General features: G+C 64.6%; 16 protein-coding genes and 2 tRNA genes. 12 read left to right on the top strand and 6 right to left on the bottom strand.

All coding sequences use genetic code 11. From position 1 onward, the window contains the following. Positions 1-23 precede the first annotated feature (23 nt). Both ACYVJH_RS06985 and ppnN read left to right on the top strand, forming a co-directional pair. The gene (locus ACYVJH_RS06985) at positions 24-3,227 is read left to right on the top strand and encodes a TonB-dependent receptor (RefSeq protein ID WP_460453888.1); all 3,204 of its coding nucleotides are present in this window, start codon (positions 24-26) and stop codon (positions 3,225-3,227) included. A 133-nt stretch (positions 3,228-3,360) separates the two neighbouring features. Then, positions 3,361-4,746 carry a nucleotide 5'-monophosphate nucleosidase PpnN gene (ppnN, locus tag ACYVJH_RS06980; RefSeq protein WP_460453887.1) on the top strand — a complete coding sequence of 462 codons (1,386 nt, stop codon included), beginning with the start codon at positions 3,361-3,363 and terminating at the stop codon, positions 4,744-4,746. On the opposite strand, the gene ACYVJH_RS06975 is transcribed toward ppnN, so the two are convergent. Beyond that, positions 4,743-5,765, bottom strand: coding sequence for a sensor histidine kinase (locus tag ACYVJH_RS06975; RefSeq protein ID WP_460453886.1), 1,023 nt, complete (start codon positions 5,763-5,765; stop codon positions 4,743-4,745). The two genes, ppnN and ACYVJH_RS06975, sit on opposite strands and share 4 nt — an antisense overlap. Before the next feature lie 149 nt (positions 5,766-5,914). On the opposite strand from ACYVJH_RS06975, the gene ACYVJH_RS06970 reads away from it, so the two are divergent. The 6 genes from ACYVJH_RS06970 to ACYVJH_RS06945 are packed head-to-tail and all read left to right on the top strand — an operon-like array spanning position 5,915 to position 12,513. Beyond that, positions 5,915-6,523: a GspH/FimT family pseudopilin gene (locus tag ACYVJH_RS06970; protein ID WP_460453885.1), complete on the top strand. Its 609-nt coding sequence runs from the start codon at positions 5,915-5,917 to the stop codon at positions 6,521-6,523. A gap of 20 nt (positions 6,524-6,543) precedes the next feature. After that, positions 6,544-6,996 (top strand): type IV pilus modification protein PilV, encoded by a 453-nt coding sequence (gene pilV, locus ACYVJH_RS06965; RefSeq protein WP_460453884.1) that lies wholly within the window; start codon positions 6,544-6,546, stop codon positions 6,994-6,996. Beyond that, the gene (locus ACYVJH_RS06960) at positions 6,993-8,024 is read left to right on the top strand and encodes a prepilin-type N-terminal cleavage/methylation domain-containing protein (RefSeq protein ID WP_460453883.1); all 1,032 of its coding nucleotides are present in this window, start codon (positions 6,993-6,995) and stop codon (positions 8,022-8,024) included. The genes pilV and ACYVJH_RS06960 overlap by 4 nt, the downstream gene beginning before the upstream one ends. Then, the gene (locus tag ACYVJH_RS06955) at positions 8,021-8,560 is read left to right on the top strand and encodes a pilus assembly PilX family protein (RefSeq protein WP_460453882.1); all 540 of its coding nucleotides are present in this window, start codon (positions 8,021-8,023) and stop codon (positions 8,558-8,560) included. Before ACYVJH_RS06960 ends, ACYVJH_RS06955 begins: the two co-directional genes overlap by 4 nt. 38 nt (positions 8,561-8,598) lie before the next feature. Then, the gene (locus ACYVJH_RS06950; protein ID WP_460453881.1) at positions 8,599-12,081 is read left to right on the top strand and encodes a pilus assembly protein; all 3,483 of its coding nucleotides are present in this window, start codon (positions 8,599-8,601) and stop codon (positions 12,079-12,081) included. Between the two features lie 3 nt (positions 12,082-12,084). Then, positions 12,085-12,513, top strand: a complete 429-nt coding sequence (locus ACYVJH_RS06945) for a type IV pilin protein (protein ID WP_460453880.1) — start codon at positions 12,085-12,087, stop codon at positions 12,511-12,513. 70 nt (positions 12,514-12,583) lie between these two features. Here the strand turns inward: ACYVJH_RS06945 and ACYVJH_RS06940 are convergent. Next, a tRNA-Asn gene (locus ACYVJH_RS06940) sits at positions 12,584-12,660 on the bottom strand. A 48-nt stretch (positions 12,661-12,708) separates the two neighbouring features. Then, positions 12,709-13,248 carry a GspH/FimT family protein gene (locus ACYVJH_RS06935; protein WP_460453879.1) on the bottom strand — a complete coding sequence of 180 codons (540 nt, stop codon included), beginning with the start codon at positions 13,246-13,248 and terminating at the stop codon, positions 12,709-12,711. A gap of 150 nt (positions 13,249-13,398) precedes the next feature. On the opposite strand from ACYVJH_RS06935, the gene uvrB reads away from it, so the two are divergent. From uvrB to ACYVJH_RS06920, 3 genes are all read left to right on the top strand, one after another. Further along, positions 13,399-15,408, top strand: coding sequence for an excinuclease ABC subunit UvrB (gene uvrB / locus ACYVJH_RS06930; protein WP_460453878.1), 2,010 nt, complete (start codon positions 13,399-13,401; stop codon positions 15,406-15,408). A gap of 77 nt (positions 15,409-15,485) precedes the next feature. Continuing rightward, positions 15,486-15,746 (top strand): hypothetical protein, encoded by a 261-nt coding sequence (locus ACYVJH_RS06925; protein ID WP_460453877.1) that lies wholly within the window; start codon positions 15,486-15,488, stop codon positions 15,744-15,746. 66 nt (positions 15,747-15,812) lie between these two features. Next, a tRNA-Val gene (locus ACYVJH_RS06920) sits at positions 15,813-15,887 on the top strand. Between the two features lie 700 nt (positions 15,888-16,587). On the opposite strand, the gene ACYVJH_RS06915 is transcribed toward ACYVJH_RS06920, so the two are convergent. The 3 genes from ACYVJH_RS06915 to ACYVJH_RS06905 all read right to left on the bottom strand — a co-directional run bounded on the left by ACYVJH_RS06915 (position 16,588) and on the right by ACYVJH_RS06905 (position 19,766). Beyond that, entirely contained in the window at positions 16,588-18,858 is a 2,271-nt protein-coding gene (locus ACYVJH_RS06915; RefSeq protein WP_460453876.1) for a phage/plasmid primase, P4 family, read from the bottom strand. Between the two features lies 1 nt (position 18,859). After that, a complete protein-coding gene (locus ACYVJH_RS06910) occupies positions 18,860-19,333 on the bottom strand; it encodes a hypothetical protein (protein WP_460453875.1) in 474 nt (157 codons plus the stop codon). 205 nt (positions 19,334-19,538) lie between these two features. Then, positions 19,539-19,766 (bottom strand): helix-turn-helix domain-containing protein, encoded by a 228-nt coding sequence (locus ACYVJH_RS06905; protein ID WP_460453874.1) that lies wholly within the window; start codon positions 19,764-19,766, stop codon positions 19,539-19,541. Positions 19,767-20,257: 491 nt separating this feature from the next. On the opposite strand from ACYVJH_RS06905, the gene ACYVJH_RS06900 reads away from it, so the two are divergent. Then, a complete protein-coding gene (locus ACYVJH_RS06900; protein WP_460453873.1) occupies positions 20,258-23,455 on the top strand; it encodes a site-specific DNA-methyltransferase in 3,198 nt (1,065 codons plus the stop codon). Positions 23,456-23,460: the final 5 nt, after the last annotated feature.

Raw genomic sequence — 23,460 nt, 5'->3', positions numbered from 1 at the left:
TTCCTTAAATCAGGGTTTTCACCATGACCAATCGCAACCGGGTTCGGCTTTCGCAGCTCTCCCTCGGCCTCGCCATCGCCCTCGCGGCGGCGCCGGCTTTCGCGCAGAACACTTCCGCCGGCGTCAGCGGCCGAATCGTAGGTGCCGACGCGCAGCCGGTCACCGGCGCGCAGGTCACCATCCTGCACACGCCCTCGGGCACGGTCAGCAACGCGATCACCGGCGCCGACGGCCGTTACGCCGCGCGCGGCCTGCGCGTGGGTGGCCCGTACACGATCACCATCGTCAAGGACGGCGTGACCGAAGTCCGCGAGGGCGTGTACCTCCAGCTGGCCGACGTCACCTCGGTTGACGCCACCCTGGGCGAAGACGCCACCACCCTGGCGACCATCGAAGTCACCGGCGCCAACGTCGCGTCCGAGATCTTCTCGTCGGACAAGATGGGCGCCGGCACCAATGTCACCAACGCCCAGATCCAGGCGTTCCCGTCGATCGAGCGCAACCTTCAGGATTACGCCCGCCTCGACCCGCGCGTCACCCAGACCGACAAGTCCCGCAACGAGATCTCGGTCGGCGGCCAGAACCCGCGCTACAACGCCATCCGCATCGACGGCATCAGCACCAATGACGCCTTCGGCCTGGAGTCCAACAGCCTGCCGACCCCGAAGCAGCCGTTCTCGATGGACGTCATCGATGAAATCGCGATCGACGTGGCCAACTACGACGTCACCATCTCCGGTGGCACCGGCGGCGTGATCAACGCCGTCACCAAGTCGGGCACCAACAACTTCAGCGGCTCGGTCTACGGCCTGTACCGCGACAACTCGATGGTCCGCGACAACGAAGACGGCAGCGACTTCTCCGGCTTTGAGGACGAGCGCACCTACGGCGTGACCTTCGGTGGCCCGCTGATCAAGGATCGCCTGTTCTTCTTCTTCAACTACGAGAAGTACGAGCAGGGCGCGCCCGGCCCGAACTTCGGTCCGGTTGGCTCGGGTGCCTCGAACATCGTCAACGTCACCCAGGGCGACATCGACGCCATCCGTGGCATCGCCCAGGGTTACGGCTTCGACGCCGGCACCTTCGGCGCTGGCGGCGCCGACACCACCGGTGAAGAGTACGGCCTGAAGATCGACTGGAACATCAACGACGCCCACCGCGCCGCGTTCCGCGTCGGCACCTCCGACCAGAGCGTCGCCAACTTCCCGGGCTTCGGCACCAACGCCATTGCGCTGAGCACCTACGCCTACCAGCGTGACTACAAGTTCGACACCTACACGGCGCAGCTGTTCAGCGACTGGACCTCGAACTTCTCGACGGAAGCCAAGGTCTCGTACCGTGACTACTCGGCCGTGCGCACCCCGTCCGTCGACCTGCCGGCCGTGGCCGTGCGCGTCGGCAACGCGACCGTGAACTTCGGCACCGAGGAAAACACCCACGCCAACATCCTCGAGACCGAGACGCTCAACGCCTACCTGGCCGGCAACCTGTTCGTCGGCGACCACACCCTCAAGTTTGGTGTCGACTACGAAGACAACGACATCTACAACCTGTTCGGTCGCCGCAGCAACGGTGTTTACACCTTCAACTCGATCGCCGACTTCCAGAACGGCACCCCGAGCTTCTTCCGCTACTACCACCCGGCTGGCGGCAACCGCGACAACACCGCGGCGATCTGGGGCATCGAGAACCTGGGCCTGTTCGTGCAGGACACCTGGGCGGTCAACTACAACCTGACCCTCAGCTTCGGCCTGCGCTACGACGAGCCGATGGTTGATTCCGACCCGACCTACAACGCTGCCGCTGAGGCCACCTTCGGCTTCGACAACAGCTCGACCATCGACGGCAACGGCCTGCTGCAGCCGCGCTTCGGCTTCAACTACACCTTCGACAGCGACCGCCCGACCCAGATCCGCGGCGGCATCGGCCTGTTCCAGGGTTCGGCGGCCAACGTCTGGCTGTCCAATCCGTTCACCAACACCGGCTTCGGCTACATCGACTACAGCCTGTTCAGCGGCCTCAGCACGCCCTGCAACACCTCGGATGGCCGCTGCTTCGTGGCCGATCCGAACGGCCAGCTGGTCCTGGTGCCGGCCGGCGTAAGCGCAGGCACCCAGTCGGTCGACTTCGTCGACCCGGACCTGGGCCAGCCGTCGGTGTGGAAGGCCAACCTGGCCTGGGACCACGAGCTTCCGTTCTGGGGCCTGACCGCTTCTGCCGAGGTGATCTTCTCCGAGGTTGAAGAGGCGATCTACTACCAGCACCTGAACCTGGGTGCGCCGACCGCGGTCGGCCAGGATGGCCGCCTGATCTACTGGAACGCCAACGGTCTTGATCCGGCGCGCTGGAACCAGTTCGGCTCGGGTTCGGGCGTCAGCGCCCGCGCCAATCGCGACAGCAGCTTCACCGACGCGATCATCGCCCGCCCGACCTCCGAAGGTGAGTCGCAGCAGATCTCGTTCTCGCTGAGCAAGATGAACAACGGCGAGAGCCCGTGGTCCTGGATGGCGTCCTACACCTACACCAACGCCGAGGAAGTCAGCCCGCTGACCAGCTCCACCTCCGGTTCGCAGTGGGGCAACAACAACACCTTCAACCCGAACGAAGAGGTCTCCGCGACCTCCTCGTACGAGATCAAGGACCGCTTCGTGGCCGCCGTCAGCTGGGAGAAGCGCTTCTTCGGTGACTACGCGACCCGCGTCTCGATGTTCTACGAAGGCCGTTCCGGCCGCCCGTTCAGCTACGTGTTCGACAACGACGCCAATGGCGACGGCCGCTTCGGCAACGACCTGCTTTACATCCCGTCGGGTCCGGGCGACGTGCTGTTCGGCAGCGCGGCGGAAGAGGCGGCCTTCTGGGCCTACGTCGAAAACGACGAGTACCTGCGCGCCAACCGTGGCCGCGTGGCCGAGCGCAACGGCGCCCGCGCTCCGTGGGTGAACCAGTTCGACGTGCGCATCAGCCAGGAACTGCCGGGCTTCTTCGAGGGCCACAAGTCCGAGATCTGGCTCGACATCCTCAACGTCGGCAACATGATCGACAAGGACTGGGGCCAGATCGAAGAGATCGGCTTCCCGGGCAGCCGTGGTGTCGTCGAGTACGGCGGCATCGACGCGGCCACCGGCCGGTACGTCTATCGCTTCAACACCCCGGACAGCACCCGCATCTACGACGACCGCGCCATTTCCCGCTGGTCGCTGCAGCTGGGCTTCCGCTACAAGTTCTGATCCGGTAAACCGGTGAGGCACGGCAAGGGTCGGCGGGCAACCGCCGGCCCTTTGCTTTTGTGGCTGCTACGGCAATCCGCCCGGTGCTAGAGTCCGGAGTTCGAAAAAGAAAAGACGAAGAGTAAAAAGCACCATGAGCGACACGCCAGCCTCCTCCACGACCGTCAACGCCCGCATCTCCCCGCGCGGTGGCCTGGACATCCTTTCCCGCGACGAAGTCGCGCGCCTGGCCGATGCCTCCACCGGCGGCCAACGCGACCTGCTTCGCCGCTGCGCCCTGGCCGTGCTGACCAGCGGCAGCGACTGCGACGACCCGCGCGCCGCCGCCCAGCGCTACGCCGGCTTCGACATCGAAGTGCACCAGCAGGACCGCGGCATCAAGATCGAACTGCGAAACGCCCCGGGCGAAGCCTTCGTGGACGGCGAGATCATCCGCGGCATCGCCGAGAACCTCTTCGCCGTCGTGCGCGACATCGTCTACAACGCCAACGAGGTGGCCGAGGGTGGTCGCATCGACCTGGGGACCGGCACGGGCATGACCGAGGCGGTGTTCGAGATCCTGCGCAACGCGCGGGTGATGAAGTCCTACATGGAGCCCAGCCTGGTCGTGTGCTGGGGTGGTCACTCGATCGGCCGCGACGAGTACCTCTACACCAAGCGCGTGGGTTATGAACTGGGCCTGCGCGGCCTGGACATCTGCACCGGCTGTGGTCCGGGTGCGATGAAGGGCCCGATGAAGGGCGCCACCATCGCCCACGCCAAGCAGCGGCACTGGAAGCCGCGCTACATCGGCATCACCGAGCCCGGCATCATCGCGGCCGAGTCACCGAACCCGATCGTCAACCACCTGGTGATCATGCCGGACATCGAAAAGCGCCTCGAGGCCTTCGTCCGGCTGGGCCACGGCATCATCGTGTTCCCCGGCGGCGTCGGCACGGCCGAGGAAATCCTCTACATGCTCGGCCTGCTGCTGCATCCGTCGAACAGCGAGCTCCCGTTCCCGCTGATCCTGACCGGGCCGCGCGAGTCCGCCGCCTATTTCGAGCAGATCGACCAGTTCCTGAAGCTCGCCCTGGGCGACGAAGCGCGCCGGCGCTACCAGATCATCGTCGACGATCCGGTGGCCGTGGCGACGGCGATGCGCCAGGGCCTGCGCAAGGTCCGCGACCACCGCCTGCACGAGCAGGACGCGTTTTTCTTCAACTGGTCGTTGCACATCCCGTTCGAGTTCCAGCAGCCGTTCGCGCCCACCCACCGGGCCATGGCCGGGCTGAACCTGCACCGCGACCAGCCCCTGCACCTGCTGGCGGCGGACCTGCGCCGCGCGTTCTCCGGCATCGTCGCCGGCAACGTCAAGGAGGAGGGCATGCGCGAGGTCGAGAAGTACGGACCGTTCCGCATCGCCGGCGACAAGGACATCATGGCGGCGCTCGACGCCCTGCTGCGTGCCTTCGTCGAACAGCGCCGCATGAAGATCGCCGGTGACTACGTGCCCTGCTACCAGGTCGTCGACGGCTAGGCGACGGGCAGGGTTATGGTCGCGACGTAGCGGCCGTCCAGTACGCGTGTTTCCAGGCGACCGCGGCCCTCGCTCAGCGCCTGGATGCGCTCGCGCGCCGAGGCCAGGCCGACCTGGTGGCCCGCGGCGGGTTTGCGCCCCGTGGGCGGCAGGTCGTTGCTGACCACCACGCGCACCTGGTCCACCTCCTCCACTACCGCGATGTCCAGGCGGCCGCCCCTGGGCGAGGGCTCGATGCCGTGGCGGATGGCGTTCTCGACCAGGGGCTGGATGGACAGGGCGGGCACCACCACGTCGGGCAGGGTGGGCGGCAGGCTCCAGTTCACCTGCAAGCGCTCACCAAAACGCAGGCGTTCGATCTCAAGGTAGCGCCGGGCCAGCTCGAGTTCGCCGCTCAGCGGCAATTCGGCCGGCCCCGTAAGGGCGGCCCGGAACAGGTCGGCCAGGTCCAGCAGCAGCTGCTCGGCCTCGCCGGGGCGCGCATGCACCAGGGCGGCGCCGGTATTGAGGGTGTTGAACAGGAAATGGGGGCGGATGCGCGCCTGCAGGGCCTCAAGTTCGGACTGTTTGGCCTGCAGTGCCAGCTGCCGGGAGCGCCAGACGCTCTGGAAGGCCGCCAGCCCCAGCAGGCCCATCGCCAGGGCCATGCCGGACAAGCGCGCGATCCAGGCCAGGTCGTGACCGGCGCGTCCGGGAGGGTTGTCTGGAAGCAGCCAGGCGGCCAGGCCGCCCGTGGTCCAGGTCGCCGCCAGCAGCAGGACCAGGGCCATCCAGGCCTGGGCAGCCGGGCGAAGGCGCAGGAAAACGCCGCGGAAGAGGAAGGTGCCGGACAGGGCCAGCAGCACGATCCACTGGATCATCAACGAAGCCAGGCCAAAATACACCCAGCGATCGGCGGACACGCCAGGCGCCAGCGCCAGCACCAGCGCCAATGCCTCGCCGGCCACGACCAGCGCAGTGATGGCCGGGGCCTTCCAGAGCAGTTCGATAGGGGTAGGGTGAACGTCGCTGCGGGTCATCACGGGCTCTCCGGTCGGCACCATCATGCCAGTCCCGGGGCCTGGCCTGGCCGGGGCCACTCGGGCCCCGGAATCACCCGCCCATCGGCTGGAGGTAGCGACCAGGCGAAGCCCCGACTACCTTGACCACTGAAATCCTGGGGAATCCCATGACTGCAAACGCCTCCCCCCGAAACGCACGGTACCCGACGCTGCCCCAGGGCGGCTTCACGCTGCTCGAACTGGTGGTGGTGATCGTCATCATCGCCGTCGTCTCGGCCATCGCATTCCCGAACTTCCAGATCATGATCACCAACAACCGCCTTGCCAGCGGCGCCAATGAAGTCCTTGCCGGGCTGCAGCTGGCGCGCATGGAGGCCTTGCGCCGCAATACCCGGGTCGTGGTTTGCCCCAGTACCACCGGCACCGGCTGCGGTGGCACCGACTGGTCCCGCCACATCGCCTTCGTAGACACCAACCGCGACGGCGCCGTATCCGGCGGTGAAGTCGTGGTGCGCGACACCACCGTGCGGGCACCGGCCGTGGTCGGGGTGAGCGCCGCCATTTCCGGTGCGACGCCCGCGCACCGCATCACCTTCCGACCGGACGGCCTGGCCCGCCCGGGCAACGACCGCAACATCCTCACGGCCACGCTGCAGGTTTGTGTTGTCACCACCCGGCCGCCCAACAATGCCCGCCTGGTTCGCCTGTCGGGTTCGCGGGTGTCGGTGGATGCCCCCGCGGCCAGTGCCGCCTGCGCCGCGCCGGCCAACCAATGATCTGCCCAGGAGTCACCAGAATGAATCGCATGCGCCCTCCACGCGCCCCGCGGCGCCAGTCCGGCCTGAGCCTGATCGAGGTCCTGATCGCCGTGCTGATCATGGCGGTCGGCCTGCTGGGCATTGCGGCCCTGCAGGCCGTGACCCTGCGCAACAGCCAGAGCGCCTTCGACCGGACCCAGGCGACGGTGCTGAGCTACGCCATCCTCGACGCGATGCGTGCCAACGCCACGGCGGCGCGCGCCAATTCCTACAACGTCGGCATGACCTGCACCGTTCCTGCGGCGGGCGGCACGTTGGTCTCGAGCGACCACAGCACCTGGATCAGTTCGCTCAAGGCCACGATGGGCGACTCGGCCTGCGGCAGCATTGCCTGCGCCGCGAACATCTGCACGATCACCATCCGCTGGAATGATTCCCGCGCCAGCGGCGGCGATGCCAATGAAACCCTGACGACGACGAGCCGGATATGAAAGCGAACCTGAGGAATACAAGGCGCACCCCGGTCCGTTCCAGGGGCTTCAGCCTGATCGAGCTGATGGTGGCCCTGGTGGTCGGACTGATCGTCGTTGCGGCTGCCGGCGGCATCTTCATCTCGAACAAGCGCACTTACAACGCCACCGAAACCCTGGGCCGCATGCAGGAAAACGGACGCGTCGCCTTCGAGCTGATGGCGCGCGAAATCCGCGAGGCGGGCGGCACCGTCTGCGGCAAGAACATCCCGGTTGCCAACGTGCTCAAGAACACGGCCGGCTTCGATTACAGCTGGGGTGACGGCATCCGCGGCCATGATGGCAACCAGGCCATTGCCGTCGCGCCGTTCGGCACGGCCGCGGGCGAGCGCGTGGCCGGCACCGATGCCTTCGAGTACCGGGGCATGGCCGATGCCGGCGTGACGGTCAGCAAGCACGTGCCGGCCTCCGCCACCATCTTCACCAACACGACCGACCATGGGTTCGAGGTCGGGGACGTCCTGCTCATCTGCGACTATTCGCAGGCCACGATCTTCCAGATGTCGGGCCCCAACGCCGGCGGAACCCTGCAGGTCGTGCACAACACCGGCAACTCACAGGTCCCCGGAAATGCCTGCAAGGCGCTGAGCTTCCCGGTGGATCCCGACTGCGCGTCCAAGCCCAAGGACGGCAAGCAGTACGCCGACAACGCAGTCGTGGCCAAATTCGCGTCCGGCGTCTGGTACATCGGCAACAACGGTCGTGGCGGTCGTTCCCTGTATCGCCGGAACCTGACCAACCCGCCGGAGGAAGTCACCGAAGGCGTGCAGGACATGCAGATCACCTACCTGGTGCCCGGTGCGGCGTCCTACGTCTCGGCCACGAGCGTCCCCGCCACGGCCTGGCGGGACGTGAACGCCGTCCGGATCGACCTCGGCCTGGTGGCCGTTGCCGGCGTGCAGTCGGCCAATGAGATCCGGGGCACCGACAACGCCGCGCTTTCCCGCCAGCTTTCCCATGTCGTCACCCTGCGGAACCGCACGCCATGACGCCTTCCTTCCCGATCCATTCCCGTTCCAGCCAGCGCGGTGTCGCCCTGCTGGTGGTGCTCATGCTTCTCCTGATCATGACCCTGCTCGGGCTCGCCAGCCTGCGCGGCGCGATGATGGAAGAACGCATGTCGGCCAATACCTTCGACCGGGGCCTGATGTTCCAGGCGGCCGAGTCGGCGCTCCGGGAAGCCGAGGCGCGGACAGCGACCACCAAGTCCTTCCAGTACACGGATTCGTGCACGACCGGGCTGTGCGGCGAGCCCAACCCCACCAACCAGGATGCCTACGTGGACCGGTGGCTGCAGGCCAGCCCGCCTTATTTCAACGCCACGGCGGTGAGTGCCGACGGCATTTCGGTGACGCCGGCCTATTTCATCGAATACATGGGCCAGGCGCCGAACTGGCCCGGCTGTGACCGCGAGGTCCCGATCCAGGCCGGTTGCCTCGGTCCGCGCTACCGCATCACGGCCCGTGCCGTGGCCGCTGGCCGCGCCGAAGTCCTGCTGCAGTCGTCCTACACCTCGCCAGAATGATTCGCACCCCCCAAATGCATCACGAGCGGAGTACCGCCATGCGCCAGCAACCCAAATCCCGACATATCGTGGCTCTGGCCACGACCGCCCTGGCCACGCTGATGGCCTCGGCAGTCCAGGCCGCCATCGACGTCCCGCGGGTACCCCTGCAGTCGGGCACGGCGGTGCCGCCGAACATCATGTTCATCCTGGACGATTCGGGCTCGATGCACGGTGAGATCATGCCGTCGTCGCTCGTGTTCGACACCACCGTCTGCATCAACAGTGCGGGAGAAGTGGACACGGACTGCTTCCGCCAGGGCATAGGCTATGTCTTTCCGCGGGCCGACGGCGTCTATGGCGGCAGTGATTACGGCAATCTGGTTGCCAACGTGGCGACGGGTAGTGGTTACGGGGCGCAGGTGCGGTCCTCCAGGTTCAACACCATCTATTACAATCCGGCCATTACCTACCAGCCGTGGTCGAATGCCGATGGCACTACGCTGCGCGCCAACGCCGACCCAACGTGCGCACTGCACAACCCCGAGCGCGTCGGAACGGGCCTCGACTTCTGCCGTGACCTGACCGTCGACAACGGGAATTACAACACCAACCGCTGGCAGGACTACAGCTCGGTGTATTGCACGGCGGGAGTCGCCTGCCTGCGCGAGGTCGCAAGCCGGACGTTCTGGCCCGCGTCGTATTTCAACTACGACGGCAGTGGCGATCCCACGCTGGCGGCCAGCTATTCCAAGGTCGAGATCCGCGCCACGCAGGCGGCCTACACCGGCGATGGCCGGGCGGCGCGAACCGACTGCCTGGCGGGAATATGCACCTACGCCCAGGAAATCCAGAATTTCGCCAACTGGTACCAGTACTACCGGTCGCGCACGCTGCTCGCGCGCGCAGGTGTTGGTCGCGCATTCTCAACCCTGGCGACGACCTCGACGGCAGCTTCGCCGGCGCCCCGGGTCGGTTTTGCCACGATCAACCAGGCTGATCACAGCGTTGACGGCGTGTCGACCGAGACGGTCGTCTCTGGCGTGCGTCCCTTCATCGGCACCGATCGCGCGAACTTTTTCAGTAATCTTTATGGAAGCGCCGTCCCGCAGGCGGGTACGCCGCTGCGGCGCGCGCTGGACGACGTCGGTATCTACTACCAGCGCGGCGACAACTCCGGCCCCTGGGCCGCCGTTCCAGGCGGTTCGGACAACACGGCGCACCTGGCCTGCCGCCAGAGTTACGCCATCCTGATGACCGACGGCTACTGGAGTGCCAGCTCGGACGATAACGACACCTCGGCCAGTTCCCCGGCCGACGGCAACAACGACGGCACTTCGGGCAGTGAAATCACCCGGCCGGCCGGCCCCAGCTATACCTATTCGCCGGTGTCGCCGTTCACGGACAGCTACTCGGACACGCTGGCCGACGTGGCGATGTACTACTGGCGCACCGACCTGCGCTCGACGATCGACAACAAGGTCCCGTCCACCAGCGCCAACCCGGCGTTCTGGCAGCACATGGTCACCTACGGCGTGGGTCTGGGCGTGACCGGTGCCGTGGATCCGGAAGACGCGTTTGCCGCCATCGATTCCGGCGCAAACATCACCTGGCCGGACCCGACCGGCAGCGAATCCGCCAAGGTTGACGACCTGCTGCACGCCAGCGTCAACGGTCGAGGCGGCTTCTTCAGCGCGAGCAACCCGGTCGAATTCGCCAATGGCCTGTCGCGCGTGCTGGTCGCCATCAACGAACGCACTGCGTCGGGCTCCAACGTGGCAGCCAACAGCGTGGCGCTGAAGGAAGAAACCCGGATTTTCCAGGCCAGTTTCGTGGCCGGAAAGTGGACGGGTGAGCTGGCGTCCTACGCGATCTCCGCGGCGGGCGTGGCGTCGACGCCGGAGTGGCGTGGTTCGCAGGGCATTCCGACCGTCGCGAGCCGCAATGTCTTCACCTGGACCGGCACGGCGGGTGCGCAGTTCCCGACGCTCACGCAAAGTGCCGCGCTGGGCGTGAACATCGCCAACTACATCAAGGGCGATACCACCAACGAGCGTCGCAATGGCGGCACGCTGCGCAACCGCAATCACCTGCTGGGCGACATCATCAATTCCTCGCCGGCGTTCGTGAAGGAAACCAACACCATCTTCATCGGCGCCAACGACGGCATGCTGCACGCGTTCAGCGCGACCGGAGCCAACATGGGCACCGAGCTGTTCGCCTTCATCCCCAATGCGACCAGCACCGCCAGCCTGGACAAGCTCAAGACCCTGGCTGATCCGGATTACGCCCACGACTACTTTGTTGATGGCCCGGTCATGGTCTCCAACCACGGCGAAACCCCGGGCAAAAATTACCTGGTCGGCAGCCTCGGTCGAGGCGGCAAGGGCGTCTACTTCCTTGACGTGACCAACCCCAATACCTTCGCGGCCAGCAACGTCACCGGCCAGTACCTGGGCACCAACGGTGGCAATGCCAACACCGCCAGCGACCACATGGGCAACTCACTGGGCCGGCCGCTTATCGCCAACGTCCTGCTGGGTACCGGCAACAACAAGGTCAAGACCCCGGTCGCGATCGTTGCGAACGGTATCAACAGCAGCACCGGCGACCCGGCACTCTTCGTCTTCAACCTCGAGACCGGCGCCCTGCTTCGCCATATCGTCGCCAAGGCTGATTCCGACAATGGCCTGTCTTCGCCGCGCGGCTGGGACCTCGATGGCGACGGCCTGATCGACTATGTCTACGCCGGCGACCTGAAGGGCAATATCTGGAAGTTCGACCTGTCCGACAACAGCACCGGCGGTTGGGGCCTGCATACGGAAGGCGACCCGTTCTTCGTGGCCACCGACGCGGGCGGCAACCCCCAGCCCATCACCGGCGGCCTGTCGGTGTCCATGGACCCGGCCACCTTCAAGCCCTGGGTGTTCTTCGGAACAGGCAAGTACCTTGAGAGCAGCGACCTGACCAGCACCGGCGTGCAGTCGCTCTACGGCGTCAAGGACGACAATGTGGCGGTGGGTGCCCGCGCCACTGACCTCCAGGCCCGCACGATGGCCGTCACCAACGGCGTCATCGATGGCAAGCCGGTGCGCGCGTTCGAGGCCAACGCTCCGCTCCCGGCCGACAAGAAGGGCTGGTTCGTCGACCTGACCGTCGTCCCGCCGGCCGAGCGCATGGTCGGTGACCCGTTCCTGCTCGGCAACGTCCTGGTGGCTGCAAGCATCATCCCGAGCAGCGATCCCTGTGACGCCGGCGGTACCGGTTACATCAATGCCCTCGATGCCTATACCGGCACCAGCGTCCAGAACCCGTTCTTCGACGTTGACGGTGATGGCGCCTTCGATGACGACCGCCTGAGGTCGGGCAATGAGTCCCTGCCGGTCGGTTCGGTCAACCTGGGCATTGCGATGCCGACGTCCCCGACCGTGGTTGAAAGCCTGCTCGTCGCCGGTGGCTCCCTGGGCACCACGGGCTCGGTGGCGGTCAACAACCCCTTGGTGAAGGGTCGAATCTCCTGGCGTGAGCTCATCAAGGAATAAGTCATGAAGACTTTCAATAGCAGTCGCGGCAACCGGGGTTTCACCCTGATCGAACTGATGATCGTGATAGCCATCATCGCGGTACTCGCCAGCATTGCGTACGCGAGCTATCAGAACTCCGTCGTCAATTCTCGCAGGGCGGCTGCCGCCGCCTGCCTGCTTGAGGTAGGGCAGTTCATGGAGCGCGAGTACACGACCCGACTGACCTATGCCAACGTGAATGCGATTCCGGCGCTGGCCTGCCGTGATGACCTGGCGGGCCTGTACACCTTTAGCCTGAACGGGGCGGCGACTGCCACCACCTACTCGGTGCAAGCCGTGCCGCAGGGGATCCAGGCATCCGCGGACACCAAATGTGCAACCTTGCGCGTGAACCAGGCCGGCACCCGGAGCATCACCGGATCCGGCGGCTCGGTGAGCAGTTGCTGGTAAGTCCAAGGTCGCCCGCTTTCTGGCGGGCAAAAAGAAAGGGCCGCGATTACGCGGCCCTTTCCTTATGTACTGGCGCCCGAAGTTGGACTCGAACCAACGACCCCCTGATTAACAGTCAAGTGCTCTAACCGGCTGAGCTATTCGGGCGGGGACGGGCATTTTAAACGACACGCCCCCCCGGTCAAGCCCCGTGGTTCAGGGCAGGTAGGGGCAGGGCACCGGTTCCTGGCCGGAAACCCACTCGCGACGCGCCCTGCCCGCCAGATTGATGACGACGCTGCCGAGGTGACGACCGTCCCGGCTGCAGACGCGCAGGCTGGCATTGCTGCCACCGGACAGGCCCGTGGGCTGGTAGCGCACCCGGTGGCGCCCGGGGCTGCCGCGGATCGCCAGCGGGCCCGCCGCGCGCTGTTCATGCCACAGCACATCCGCGGCGCGCTCAGGCTGTGGCCGTCGCCGGGCGTCGAGGTAAACCAGCCAGCCTTCGTCCCAGACCAGGTCCAGCCGGCAACGCTGGCCGTCGGCGCTGGGGCAGATGCTGACGGGGCGTCCGCGCTGGATGGCGGCCATTCGCGCGCCCGCCAGCGCCACCGACAGCGAATGGAAGGCTTCCAGTGCCGCATGCCGCTCCCGCAGCCGCGAGAAGCCGGGCGCGGCCACGGCGAGCACGACGGCGAACACGGCCACCACCGCCACCAGTTCCACCAGCGAAAATCCCCCGTCCTGCCTGGCCATCGCCGCCGCTCCGCCTCATTACGCGGCCAGTGTGCGCAGGCGGCATCGGCGCGGCAGTCAGCCTTGCCCCCCAGGATGCCTGCGCAGGCATCCCGGCCAGTTGTCGGCGGGTGGCTATACTGCCTGTTTGCCCCCGCGAGGACGTGCCCCGTGTCCGAACGTTTCGAGCTAGTCGCGCCCTACCAGCCCGCCGGCGAACAGCCGCAGGCGATCGAGCGCCTGGTCGCCGGCTTCGAGGCCGGTCTGGCCCACCAGACCCTGCTCGGCGTCACCGGTTCGGGCAAGACCTACACCATCGCCAACGTCGTGGAGGCGGTGCAGAAGCCGACGCTGGTGCTGGCGCCCAACAAGACCCTGGCCGCCCAGCTGTACGGCGAGTTCAAGAGTTTCTTCCCGCACAACGCGGTGGAGTACTTCGTCAGCTACTACGACTACTACCAGCCCGAGGCGTATATCCCGTCCACCGACACCTTCATCGAGAAGGACAGCAACATCAACGAGCACATCGAGCAGATGCGCCTGTCGGCGACCAAGGCCCTGCTCGAGCGCCGTGACGCGATCGTGGTGGCCAGCGTCTCGGCCATCTACGGCCTGGGCGATCCGAACGAATACTTCCGGATGGTGCTGCACCTGGTGAAGGGCGACCGGATCGACCAGCGCGAGCTGATCCGCCGCCTCACCGAGATGCAGTACAAGCGCAACGACACCGAACTGGTGCGCGGCGCCTTCCGCGTGCGCGGCGAAGTGATCGACGTGCACCCGGCGGAATCGGAGATCGAGGCCCTGCGCATCGAGCTGTTCGACGGCGAGATCGAGAACCTGGCCCTGTTTGACCCGCTCACTGGCCACATCAGCCGCAGGCTGCAGCGCTTCACCCTGTACCCCAAGTCGCACTACGTCACCACGCGGCGCACCGTGCTCGATGCCATCGAGACGATCAAGGTCGAATTCACCGAGCGCATGGACCAGCTGTACAAGGCCAACAAGCTGGTCGAAGCCCAGCGCCTGCAGCAGCGCACCATGTACGACCTCGAGATGATGGCCGAGGTGGGCTTTTGTTCCGGCATCGAGAACTACAGCCGGCACCTGACCGGCCAGATGCCCGGCGAACCGCCACCCTGCCTGTTCGACTACCTGCCGCCGGACGCGCTGCTGGTGGTGGACGAATCGCACGTGACCATCCCGCAGCTTGGCGCCATGTACAAGGGCGACCGCTCGCGCAAGGAAACCCTGGTCGAGTTCGGATTCCGCCTGCCCTCGGCCCTGGACAACCGGCCGCTGAAGTTCGAGGAATGGGAGCGCCGCTCACCGCGCGCCATCTTCGTTTCGGCCACGCCCGGCAAGTACGAGATCGAGAAGTCAGGCGACCAGGTGGTCGAACTGGTGGTGCGCCCAACGGGGCTGATCGACCCGGAAGTCGAGGTGCGTCCGGTCGCCACCCAGGTGGACGACGTGCTGTCCGAGATCCATGTCCGGGTGAAGCTGGGCGACCGCGTGCTGATCACCACGCTGACCAAGAAGATGGCCGAGAACCTCACCGACTACCTGGCCGAGCACGACGTGAAGGTGCGCTACCTGCACAGCGACGTGGACACGGTCGAGCGCGTCGAGATCATCCGCGACCTGCGCCTGGGTGTCTTCGACGTGCTGGTGGGCATCAACCTGCTGCGCGAAGGCCTGGACATGCCCGAGGTGTCGCTGGTGGCGATCCTGGATGCCGACAAGGAGGGCTTCCTGCGCTCCACGGGTTCGCTGATCCAGACCATCGGCCGCGCCGCCCGCAACCTGCGCGGCAAGGCCATCCTCTACGCCGACCGCATGACCAATTCCATGAAAGCGGCGATCGACGAAACCGACCGCCGCCGCCAGAAGCAGGTTGAATACAACGAGGCGCACGGCATCACCCCGACGTCGATCGTGCGCGCCGTGATGGACGTGATGGAGGGTGCCCGCAGCGAGCCCGAGGACGGCCGCGGGCGGGGCCACAAGGTGGCCGAGGGCGAGACCGATTACGCCGCCCTCGACCCGGCTCGCCTGGCGGCCAGGCTCAAGCAGCTCGAGGCGAAGATGCACCAGCACGCCCGCGACCTCGAGTTCGAGGAGGCTGCCCGCGTCCGCGATGAAATCCACCGCCTGCGGGAGCAGGGCCTGATGGCCTGAGCGGCCAACTTGCATTACTTCTGGCAGGGGGGTAGAACAGGCTCATGGACGGGTGGGGACCCGTCCGGAGACAGCCGATGTCCACCTTGGGGATTCGCGGCCTGCTGGCCGGGGTGTTCGTGCTTTCACTGGGACTGCTGACCGGGGCCAGCTACGGCGCCACCGGGCTGGCCGCCCCGGGATCCGAGTGGGGCCAGGCTTCTTCGGGACCGCGTCTTCTCGACCGCGTGCAGGCCAAGGCCTGCGAATGGAGCCACGGCCTGTCAGGCCGCAGCGACCGCCAGGCCTCCGCGCAGCGCCAGCGCGAATGCGCCCGCCGCCACGGACTGGCCGACTGATCCACGGCTGCCGGCATTTCGCCATTGCCGCCGCAGGGGTCGCTTGTTATACTTCGCGGCCCTTGTGGGCGGTTAGCTCAGCGGTAGAGCACTACCTTGACATGGTAGGGGTCACAGGTTCGAAACCTGTACCGCCCACCAATCAAATCAGCGACTTAGGCTGGCATTGATTGGAACGCATGGAAACAGTATGGAAAATGGGCCTCTCAAAAGCCCGGCGCATCAGCAAGTGACGCGTGCAGTCTTAGCCCTCCGCGGGCGCACTCCGACCCCCTAGACGACCCATCGGCTCTCTCGCCCTCCAGGCCGGCGCCGCTGCCGCGCACGCGAAATACCCCCCGTACCCGGTACTCCACCCCCGGAGTCCTGGCTTGTTCGGCCCACCCTCTATTTTTTCTTTCCCAGGGACTGCAGCAGGGCCCGGCAAAGCTGGGAATCGCTCATTCGCCACGGTCTGGTCGTATCCAGCACCGCACGAATGTGTCCCTCTACCTCTTCTGGGACCACTGAAAAGCCCTGGAGGCGATACACGAGGCACTCCAGCGCCCACTGTCGGTGCGGGGCAAGTCCCCGCCACAAAGCGCGGCATCGCCTCATGGCTCTGGATTTCGCGGCGGCCTCGTCTGTCCAGAAGATGGGTTGCATCGCTACCGTCCTCGAAAATGACAGGGGTGGCGGCTTGGTGACGGCACACTGTCACCCTCGACAGTGGAGCGCAGAGCGGGCTGCGCCGGGTGTATGACGGGATGACGGGTTAATTCCATAAGTTCCAACAGAGGACCATTTCCTAAGGAAGTCTCCAGAATCACCGTCATTCCGCCATGGGCTGTCAGAGCAGTGCTCAGGCCAGGTCGTCGCCCTGCTTCAAAGTGACCTTGAATCCGCGAATGCCCCTGGGCCCCCGCGCGGAATCGAAGCGGCGCTCCTTCAGCCAGCCGGCGAAGGCGGCAACCGAAGGCGGGGTGCGGATTCCGGCAAAGATGGCGTAGTCATTCCGAAGATCATGGGTCGAGGTGAACCCGCCTCCTTCGGTGCGCTCTGCCAGCCACTCTCCCAGGGCATCTGAATCGGCTCGATAGGTGCGAGTGGCTTCGAGGACTAATGCTGGAGGGCGCAAGCCGCCCCCATACCAAGCCACCGATCCCCTAACAGCCCACGCCAGAATGCCGGTGGCCTCCGATTCCAAGATCTCTCGCAGCCTCGGATCACGCTTTTCCGGCGGAAAATGCGCTTCGAAGGGCAGCAAGTGCAGCCGCCGCCACATTCCCTCCGAATTGTCGCGGATCGCCGGCCGATGGTTAGTCCGGAGAAACAACTTGGCGGACGGATAGAAATCGAAGGGCTCCTGGTAGAGCTTCCTTGCGGACATCTTCTCCGTGGAGACGAGCTTCTTCACTGCCCCGTCGTCCAGCCGATCGCCTACCCTGGCCTCATTCAGCAGGCAAAGACGCTTACCTGCCAGCTGTGCAGCCTCCGGGCTCGGCCCGCCGCCTACCCGCTGCCCTGTCAGGAGGCTCGGGTCAGCCGTGCATACGTAGTCCCCGAGAATAAACCGAAGGATCTCGGCGAACACACTCTTTCCGTTTGCGCCGTGCCCAAAGCCAACGACCATCACTTCCTCTTGCATGCTCCCAGTGAGGAAATAGCCGGCGAGGCGCTGGACGTAGTCAATGAGCTGCGGATCCGACCCGAATACTTGGCCAAGAAAGGCGTTCCAGCGAGGGGCGAGAGCTGACGGGTCGAACTCGACTCCCGCGCAGTGCGTCGAGTAAAGCGCGGGGTCCGGAGGCGTGAGGATTCCGGTCCTAAGATCCACCGTTCCGTTGGGGGTGATCAGGCTGTCCGTATAGCAGTCGAGCTCCCCGGAGTGCACCCGGAGGATAGTGCCGGCCGCCTTGAGAACCTGGGTCTGCTTTTGTTCGTTAAGGATCGCGGAGGCCGTGCGGAGCCTCCGCTTAGCCTCTGCGTCACCGGCACCGGCAGCGACACCGAATTCGTTGACGGTCTCCCGGCTGAGTTCTGCGGCAAATTCCTTGAGAAGGGACTTTACGGCCCCCTCATCCTGCCGCCAGTGCGAGCCGGTCCAGACGTGCCACGCGCCTCTCGCGAAAATCGCGCGCCCGTCGAGCCAATCCGCGAAGCGGCAGGCAAGTCCGTCGTCGCTGTGGAATTCCGGACAATTGCGCTGGTAGCCAATGTGCTCAAGAAAATCGCCGAGCTGGACCCCAGTGCAGTGACTATGAGAGCAGTGGAATGCGCGAGTACCGCCATTCAACCCGTGGCGCATGTAGACGGTGGATGTCGGGCTGTCGGGCAGTGAGTGCGAGCTCGAGTTCGGACACGTAACGTCCACGGGCCTGTCCGCGCCCCTGCGGCCCCCAGCCTTGAGGTGCTCGGGATGTTCGATTAACCAGGTCAGGACGGGGTCATTGGACTCGCTGGTGACGGTGGCCTTTTGCGCGGTAGGTTCAAATTCCGCGTCAAGATCAATCGCGAGCCGGCTGAGCAGATCCCGAGTTGCATACCTCCGCTCCGGGCGCAGCTGCCGCAGCTTGACGGCGGCGGGCAGTTGCTTCTGGTGGACTGACCCAGGCAGGCGCATAACCCGAGAGGCGTTCGAACAGCTCGTATCCCCACCGAACCGGGCAGCAAGCGCCCTCTGGATCAACGGAAAATGACCCACCGGGCAGTCATCGACGAACCAATAGACGTGATACCCGCCGCCACCGCTGGATACGATGGCGCTTGCATGGGGCCAGCCTTCGGGAATCGGAATGTCCAAGTCGGGGCGGCCCTCGTGGGCGAGACGAAGCGCCCGATCACAGTCCTCCTGCGACCCTTTGAAGTCCTTGAGGTCGAGATCAATGAATACGGCCCTGATGCGGGTGATCTCCGCGTCCTTTTGCCCTCCGTCGTTGATAACGACGAAAAGGCCGAGCGACCCGGCCGCTGCGATCTTCATCACCCCTTCAATCCGGGACGCGTGCAAGTTCGGAAACTTTCTGGGGGATTCGTCGCCGGGCCGATCAGGAAAAGCCCTGAGGTTGAAGCCGACCGCGGATGGGTCGAGGGCAGCAAGAAAGCTCTGAGCGGATGCCAGATGGGGCTGCATATCAATCCGGCCTCGTCATGGCTTCGGTCTCAATCGCGAAAATGAGATCCCTGGGTTCAAATCTAACGCCGCTAAACAATGCATGCCGCTCGAGCACGTGTCCGCCCATGAGGCGGCTCGCAATCAGGTTGACCTCCTGACGCATCGAAGAACTAATTCGGCCAACGATCCGACGGACACATTCGTCCGGGCTGTAGACCTTGCATCCCACCAGGTCAACGCTGTGGCCATAGATGTCATCCTCCAGGCATCCCAGTTCCGGTGTTTCAAGCGTGTTGGTGAGTACTCCAATGAGGACGGCATAGTGCGCGCAGTGGAGGTAGTCCGGGCAGATTGAGAAGCTTCCTACGAACTGGTAGCAGGTCCGCTGGTCCACGCTCGCGCGGACGACCTTCAAACCGAAGGACTCAAGGGAGACCACGGTCCGAGCGAGGGATCTCGCGGCCACCTCAGGGCCGATGTCGGTGGTGATCATGCGAGGCCACTCTGGTCATTCGACCTGGCACTCAGGCGCTCGCCGAGGGTGTCCAACGAGTCGAGATAGCAGTATGTCCGTCGACCGATCTTGAAGGTCTCGACGAGGCCGCGACGCGCGAGCTCAAAGGCCGTGGAGCGCCCGATGTTCCTGGCCGCGCACTGCTCGACCAGCCCGCCAAACGGGCGGGGCGTCAGAGGGCGGCTCACTGCGCAACCCCAGGGGTCGCAAGACGGCGGACGTCGCCAGCCCGATAGCGGCATGCCCTGCCGAGCCTTACGACAGGCAGCTTGCCGGACTGGGTCAGGCGGGCGAGGGTGTTGCGGGAGATGCGAAGAAACTGTTGGGCGAATGAAGAATCGACGAGCGCGTCGTCATCCTCGGGAAGACAACAGTGGGCTGCGCCGGGATAGCGCTGAGCGAACCTGTTCATAGTTGGGCCTCTGATTAGGAGAGCCCGATGTCCCGTGCGCCACGGGCAGCTCGTTGCGCGTCTGGTCCACCCCTCGGATGCTCGGATTTACGAGTCGGGCGGCAGGCGCCCCCAGGGATCTCCCCAGGGCTGGATGACGTTCAGGCTACGACCGCAAGCTTCCTGCGGTAGCAGATAAGTACCAAGCGCTGGGGAGGTCGTCAAGCCCCATCGGAGACTCAGGGCGCCCCAGAGGTTCGATGGGGGGGGGTTGTGCGCAGGAGCAGGCGGCTCGTCCAGCTACCTCTCAAGCCGGGGTAGTGTTACCCGGGCGGAGGGTCGGAACCAGGTGTCTTGTGGGGCGCGGGCGCGAGAAAAATTCCCACCAGCCGTGTCCAAACGTCAACGCTTGTGACGTTCGGTAAAGCATAGGGCGACCATGCGCGATGCCATATGTCATCAAGCTGGGCTGCCATCGTATTCTTCAAGCCTGACTCAGGGGATCTACCGATATGGCCAAGGCGAGCGCAGCCGAAATCCGAGGCGCGATACTGAAACTATTGCCGAAGGACGGATCGTCCGTCGGCAATAAGTCCCTGAGGGGGCAGGTCGAGGAGAGCCTTGAGGCGGAAGTGTCAGAGGAGACCTATTTTGAGGTCCGAGACGCCCTGATTGGCTCCGGGAAGCTGGTGAAGGGCCAGGGCCGTGGGGGCTCGGTGCGACGGGTAGTGGAAGATGCAGGCACGCTGCACCTCTCAGCCCCAGCGATCCCCGAAGGGGCCGATAAACGCAAGCCCCGACAGGCCGGCATAACCGTGGCCCAGGCCCGCCGGGCCAAAACTGAAGTAAAAGCCCGCCGGGTGGAAGACAGCGCAAAGGTCGTCGCCTACAGGCACAGCGAAAAGCGCAGAAACAATCCTGATGTGGGTGTCGTCACGCCGGACAACGACCCCGACCAACCCAAGACCAAGTGGGCCTATGACCCACACATAGACCCGGCATTGCAGTTTGATGTCGGCCGAGCTCAGATCGAACGCCTGATTGATGACGCCTTAGCCAGTGGCGACGAATCAACCATGCGCGCCGCCCTTGAGCAGCTTAAGCGCCAGGCGGGGCCGTATCTAAATTGGGCCGGCAAGGCGGAGCGCACTAGCTTCGAGGTCGACACGGTCAGTCTGCACGTGCACGAGCGAATGGACCCCTCCACGATCCTGGGCGTCATCCAAAAGAGGATGAAGCAAGGTAAGGGCGAAAATCACGGTACCGCAGACATGTTTCGTGCCTGGTTCGAGGAGCCGCTGCCACTGCGCGAGGCCGTGGACTTCTACAAGCACGACCGCGGCTGGTCCAACCGCCTCGTGTCCGGCGACTCGCTGCTGGTAATGAACAGCCTACTGCAGAAGGAGGGTATGGCCGGCCAGGTGCAGATGATCTACATCGACCCGCCCTACGGCATCAAGTACGGAAGTAACTTCCAGCCCTTCGTCAACAAGCGCGACGTCAAGGATCGCAAGGACGAGGACCTGACCCAAGAGCCAGAGATGATCAAGGCATTCCGGGATACCTGGGAGCTGGGCATCCACTCTTATCTGACCTACTTGCGCGATCGGCTGCTGGTAGCGAAGGAGCTGCTGCACAAGTCAGGCAGCGTGTTTGTGCAGATATCTGACGAGAACGTTCACCTCACGAGGAATCTCTTGGACGAGATCTTCGGGATCGACAACTTCTGCGCCCAAATCGTGTACCAGAAAGCTCCGTATGCGACGAGTAACCTACTTCCGCCGATTTTCGACACAGTTCTTTGGTACGCGAAGAATCGGGGTATCGTGAAGTACAAGCATCTATTCTCGGACCGCAGCGAGTCTGACATCGAGAGTGCCTACAAATACAGGGACATGCAGGTCCGGGCTGAGGACGGTGAAGCAAGAAGATTCGCTTCTGTTTCGCTTGTGTCGCCAGGACCTTCGAGCACACCTGTATCAATCGACTTCAATGGTAAGGAGTACAGGCCTGCAGAAGAAAGTCATTGGAAGACAACTGCCTCTGGCATTCGTCGGGCCGGTCAAGCTGGACGATTGTTTCAAGCGGCAAACAGCCTCAGATTCAAAAGCCTACCCAGCGATTTCAATGTCTCCACGCGTCACAATATCTGGACTGACACGATTACCGGATCGTTCACCGATCAAAAAGTCTACGTTGTTCAGACGAATCCCAAGATCGTCGAACGCTGCATGCTTATGACCACTGACCCCGGCGACCTGGTTCTAGACCCGACCTGCGGCTCCGGCACCACCGCTTTCGTTGCAGAGAAATGGGGTCGCCGCTGGATCACATGCGACACCTCGCGCGTTGCGGTAACGCTGGCCAAGCAGCGACTGATGACGGCGAGCTACGACTACTACGAACTCAAGTATCCGCACGAAGGCCTGCGCGGCGGCTTCATCTACAGGACCGTCCCGCATGTCACCCTTAAATCCATCGCCAACAACCCGGAAATCGACGAGATCTGGGACAAGATGCATCCCGCCATCGAGCAGGAACTCGCCAAGCTCAATTCCGCACTGAAATCCGCCGGCACGCCGTTCAAAGTCAGTGAAGGCGGGCGCAAGGGTGAAACCCTGGACTTCGCGAAGGGCGCGGCGCTGCAGGAATGGGAAGTCCCGTTCGACTACCCGGCCGACTGGAACGCCGGCGCCCACGCAGCCTTCGACGCGTTCCATATCGCCCGCCGAGCAATGCAGAAGAGGATGGACGACTCCATCGCCGCCCATGCCGATCAGGAGACCCTCTACGACCGGCCCACGGTCAGCAGAGACAAGCTGCGCATAACAGGCCCGTTCACCGTGGAGGCCGTGCCGTTCCCCACGGTGCTGTCGCTGGACGAAACCCAGCCCGCTCAGGAAGCCGACTCCGCAATAGCCCGCAGCGGCGAATCCCAGCGCCAGCACGGCTGGCGCGATGAACTGCTGAAGACCGGCATCCGCGGCAAGGGTGGGCAGATTCTCCGCTTCGCCGAGTTGGAGCCGTTGCCGGACATGCCGCACCTGCACTGCACCGGCTATCTGGCCGAAAGCGGCGAACGCGTGGTGGTCAGCTTCGGCCCCGAGTACGCTGCCCTGGAGCAGCGCCAGGTGGAACTGGCCATGCGCGAGGCCGGTGATCTGTTCCCGCGCCCGAAGATGATCGTCTTCTGCGCCTTCACCTTCGATCCGGAAGCGGCCAAGGACATCGATGCGACCAAGGGCCTTACTGCTTTGAAGGCGCAGATGAACACTGACCTCCTAACCGAGGACCTGAAGAAGAATCGCAGCAGCAACCAGAGCTTCTGGCTGATGGGCCAGCCCGACGTGGACGTTCACCAGCGCAAGGACGGTCTCTACGTGGTCGAGGTCAACGGCTTCGACTACTTCGACATCACCAAGGGTGAACTGAAGTCCGGGGGCAAGAAGAACATCGCCGCCTGGTCTCTGGACACTGACTACGACGAGCGCTGCCTGTTCCCGTGCCAGGTATTCTTCCCGATGGCCGGCGCCAAGGACGGCTGGAACAAGCTCAAGCGCGACATCAAGGCCGAGCTCGACGAATCCAAGCTGGACAAACTGCACGGAACCGTCAGCTTGCCATTTGAGCCTGGTGATCACCGCAAGATCGCGGTCAAGATCGTAGATGACCGCGGTCTTGAGTCACTCAAAGTCATTCTTTTGGGCTAACAGCG

It is taken from the genome of Arenimonas aestuarii, assembly GCF_054781715.1.
Note: the sequence above shows the minus strand (reverse complement) of the source record. Positions and strands in the feature narration are given on the sequence as shown.

What these genes read in the sequence shown, in the direction of transcription:
- ACYVJH_RS06925 (WP_460453877.1), top strand. Translation starts at nt 15,486, where the DNA reads ATGTCCACCTTGGGGATTCGCGGCCTGCTGGCCGGGGTGTTCGTGCTT.
- ACYVJH_RS06950 (WP_460453881.1), top strand. Translation starts at nt 8,599, where the DNA reads ATGCGCCAGCAACCCAAATCCCGACATATCGTGGCTCTGGCCACGACC.
- ACYVJH_RS06905 (WP_460453874.1), bottom strand. Translation starts at nt 19,766, where the DNA reads ATGAACAGGTTCGCTCAGCGCTATCCCGGCGCAGCCCACTGTTGTCTT.
- pilV (WP_460453884.1), top strand. Translation starts at nt 6,544, where the DNA reads ATGAATCGCATGCGCCCTCCACGCGCCCCGCGGCGCCAGTCCGGCCTG.
- ACYVJH_RS06960 (WP_460453883.1), top strand. Translation starts at nt 6,993, where the DNA reads ATGAAAGCGAACCTGAGGAATACAAGGCGCACCCCGGTCCGTTCCAGG.
- ACYVJH_RS06955 (WP_460453882.1), top strand. Translation starts at nt 8,021, where the DNA reads ATGACGCCTTCCTTCCCGATCCATTCCCGTTCCAGCCAGCGCGGTGTC.
- ACYVJH_RS06945 (WP_460453880.1), top strand. Translation starts at nt 12,085, where the DNA reads ATGAAGACTTTCAATAGCAGTCGCGGCAACCGGGGTTTCACCCTGATC.
- ACYVJH_RS06900 (WP_460453873.1), top strand. Translation starts at nt 20,258, where the DNA reads ATGGCCAAGGCGAGCGCAGCCGAAATCCGAGGCGCGATACTGAAACTA.
- ppnN (WP_460453887.1), top strand. Translation starts at nt 3,361, where the DNA reads ATGAGCGACACGCCAGCCTCCTCCACGACCGTCAACGCCCGCATCTCC.
- ACYVJH_RS06970 (WP_460453885.1), top strand. Translation starts at nt 5,915, where the DNA reads ATGACTGCAAACGCCTCCCCCCGAAACGCACGGTACCCGACGCTGCCC.
- ACYVJH_RS06935 (WP_460453879.1), bottom strand. Translation starts at nt 13,248, where the DNA reads ATGGCCAGGCAGGACGGGGGATTTTCGCTGGTGGAACTGGTGGCGGTG.
- ACYVJH_RS06915 (WP_460453876.1), bottom strand. Translation starts at nt 18,858, where the DNA reads ATGCAGCCCCATCTGGCATCCGCTCAGAGCTTTCTTGCTGCCCTCGAC.
- ACYVJH_RS06910 (WP_460453875.1), bottom strand. Translation starts at nt 19,333, where the DNA reads ATGATCACCACCGACATCGGCCCTGAGGTGGCCGCGAGATCCCTCGCT.
- ACYVJH_RS06975 (WP_460453886.1), bottom strand. Translation starts at nt 5,765, where the DNA reads ATGACCCGCAGCGACGTTCACCCTACCCCTATCGAACTGCTCTGGAAG.
- ACYVJH_RS06985 (WP_460453888.1), top strand. Translation starts at nt 24, where the DNA reads ATGACCAATCGCAACCGGGTTCGGCTTTCGCAGCTCTCCCTCGGCCTC.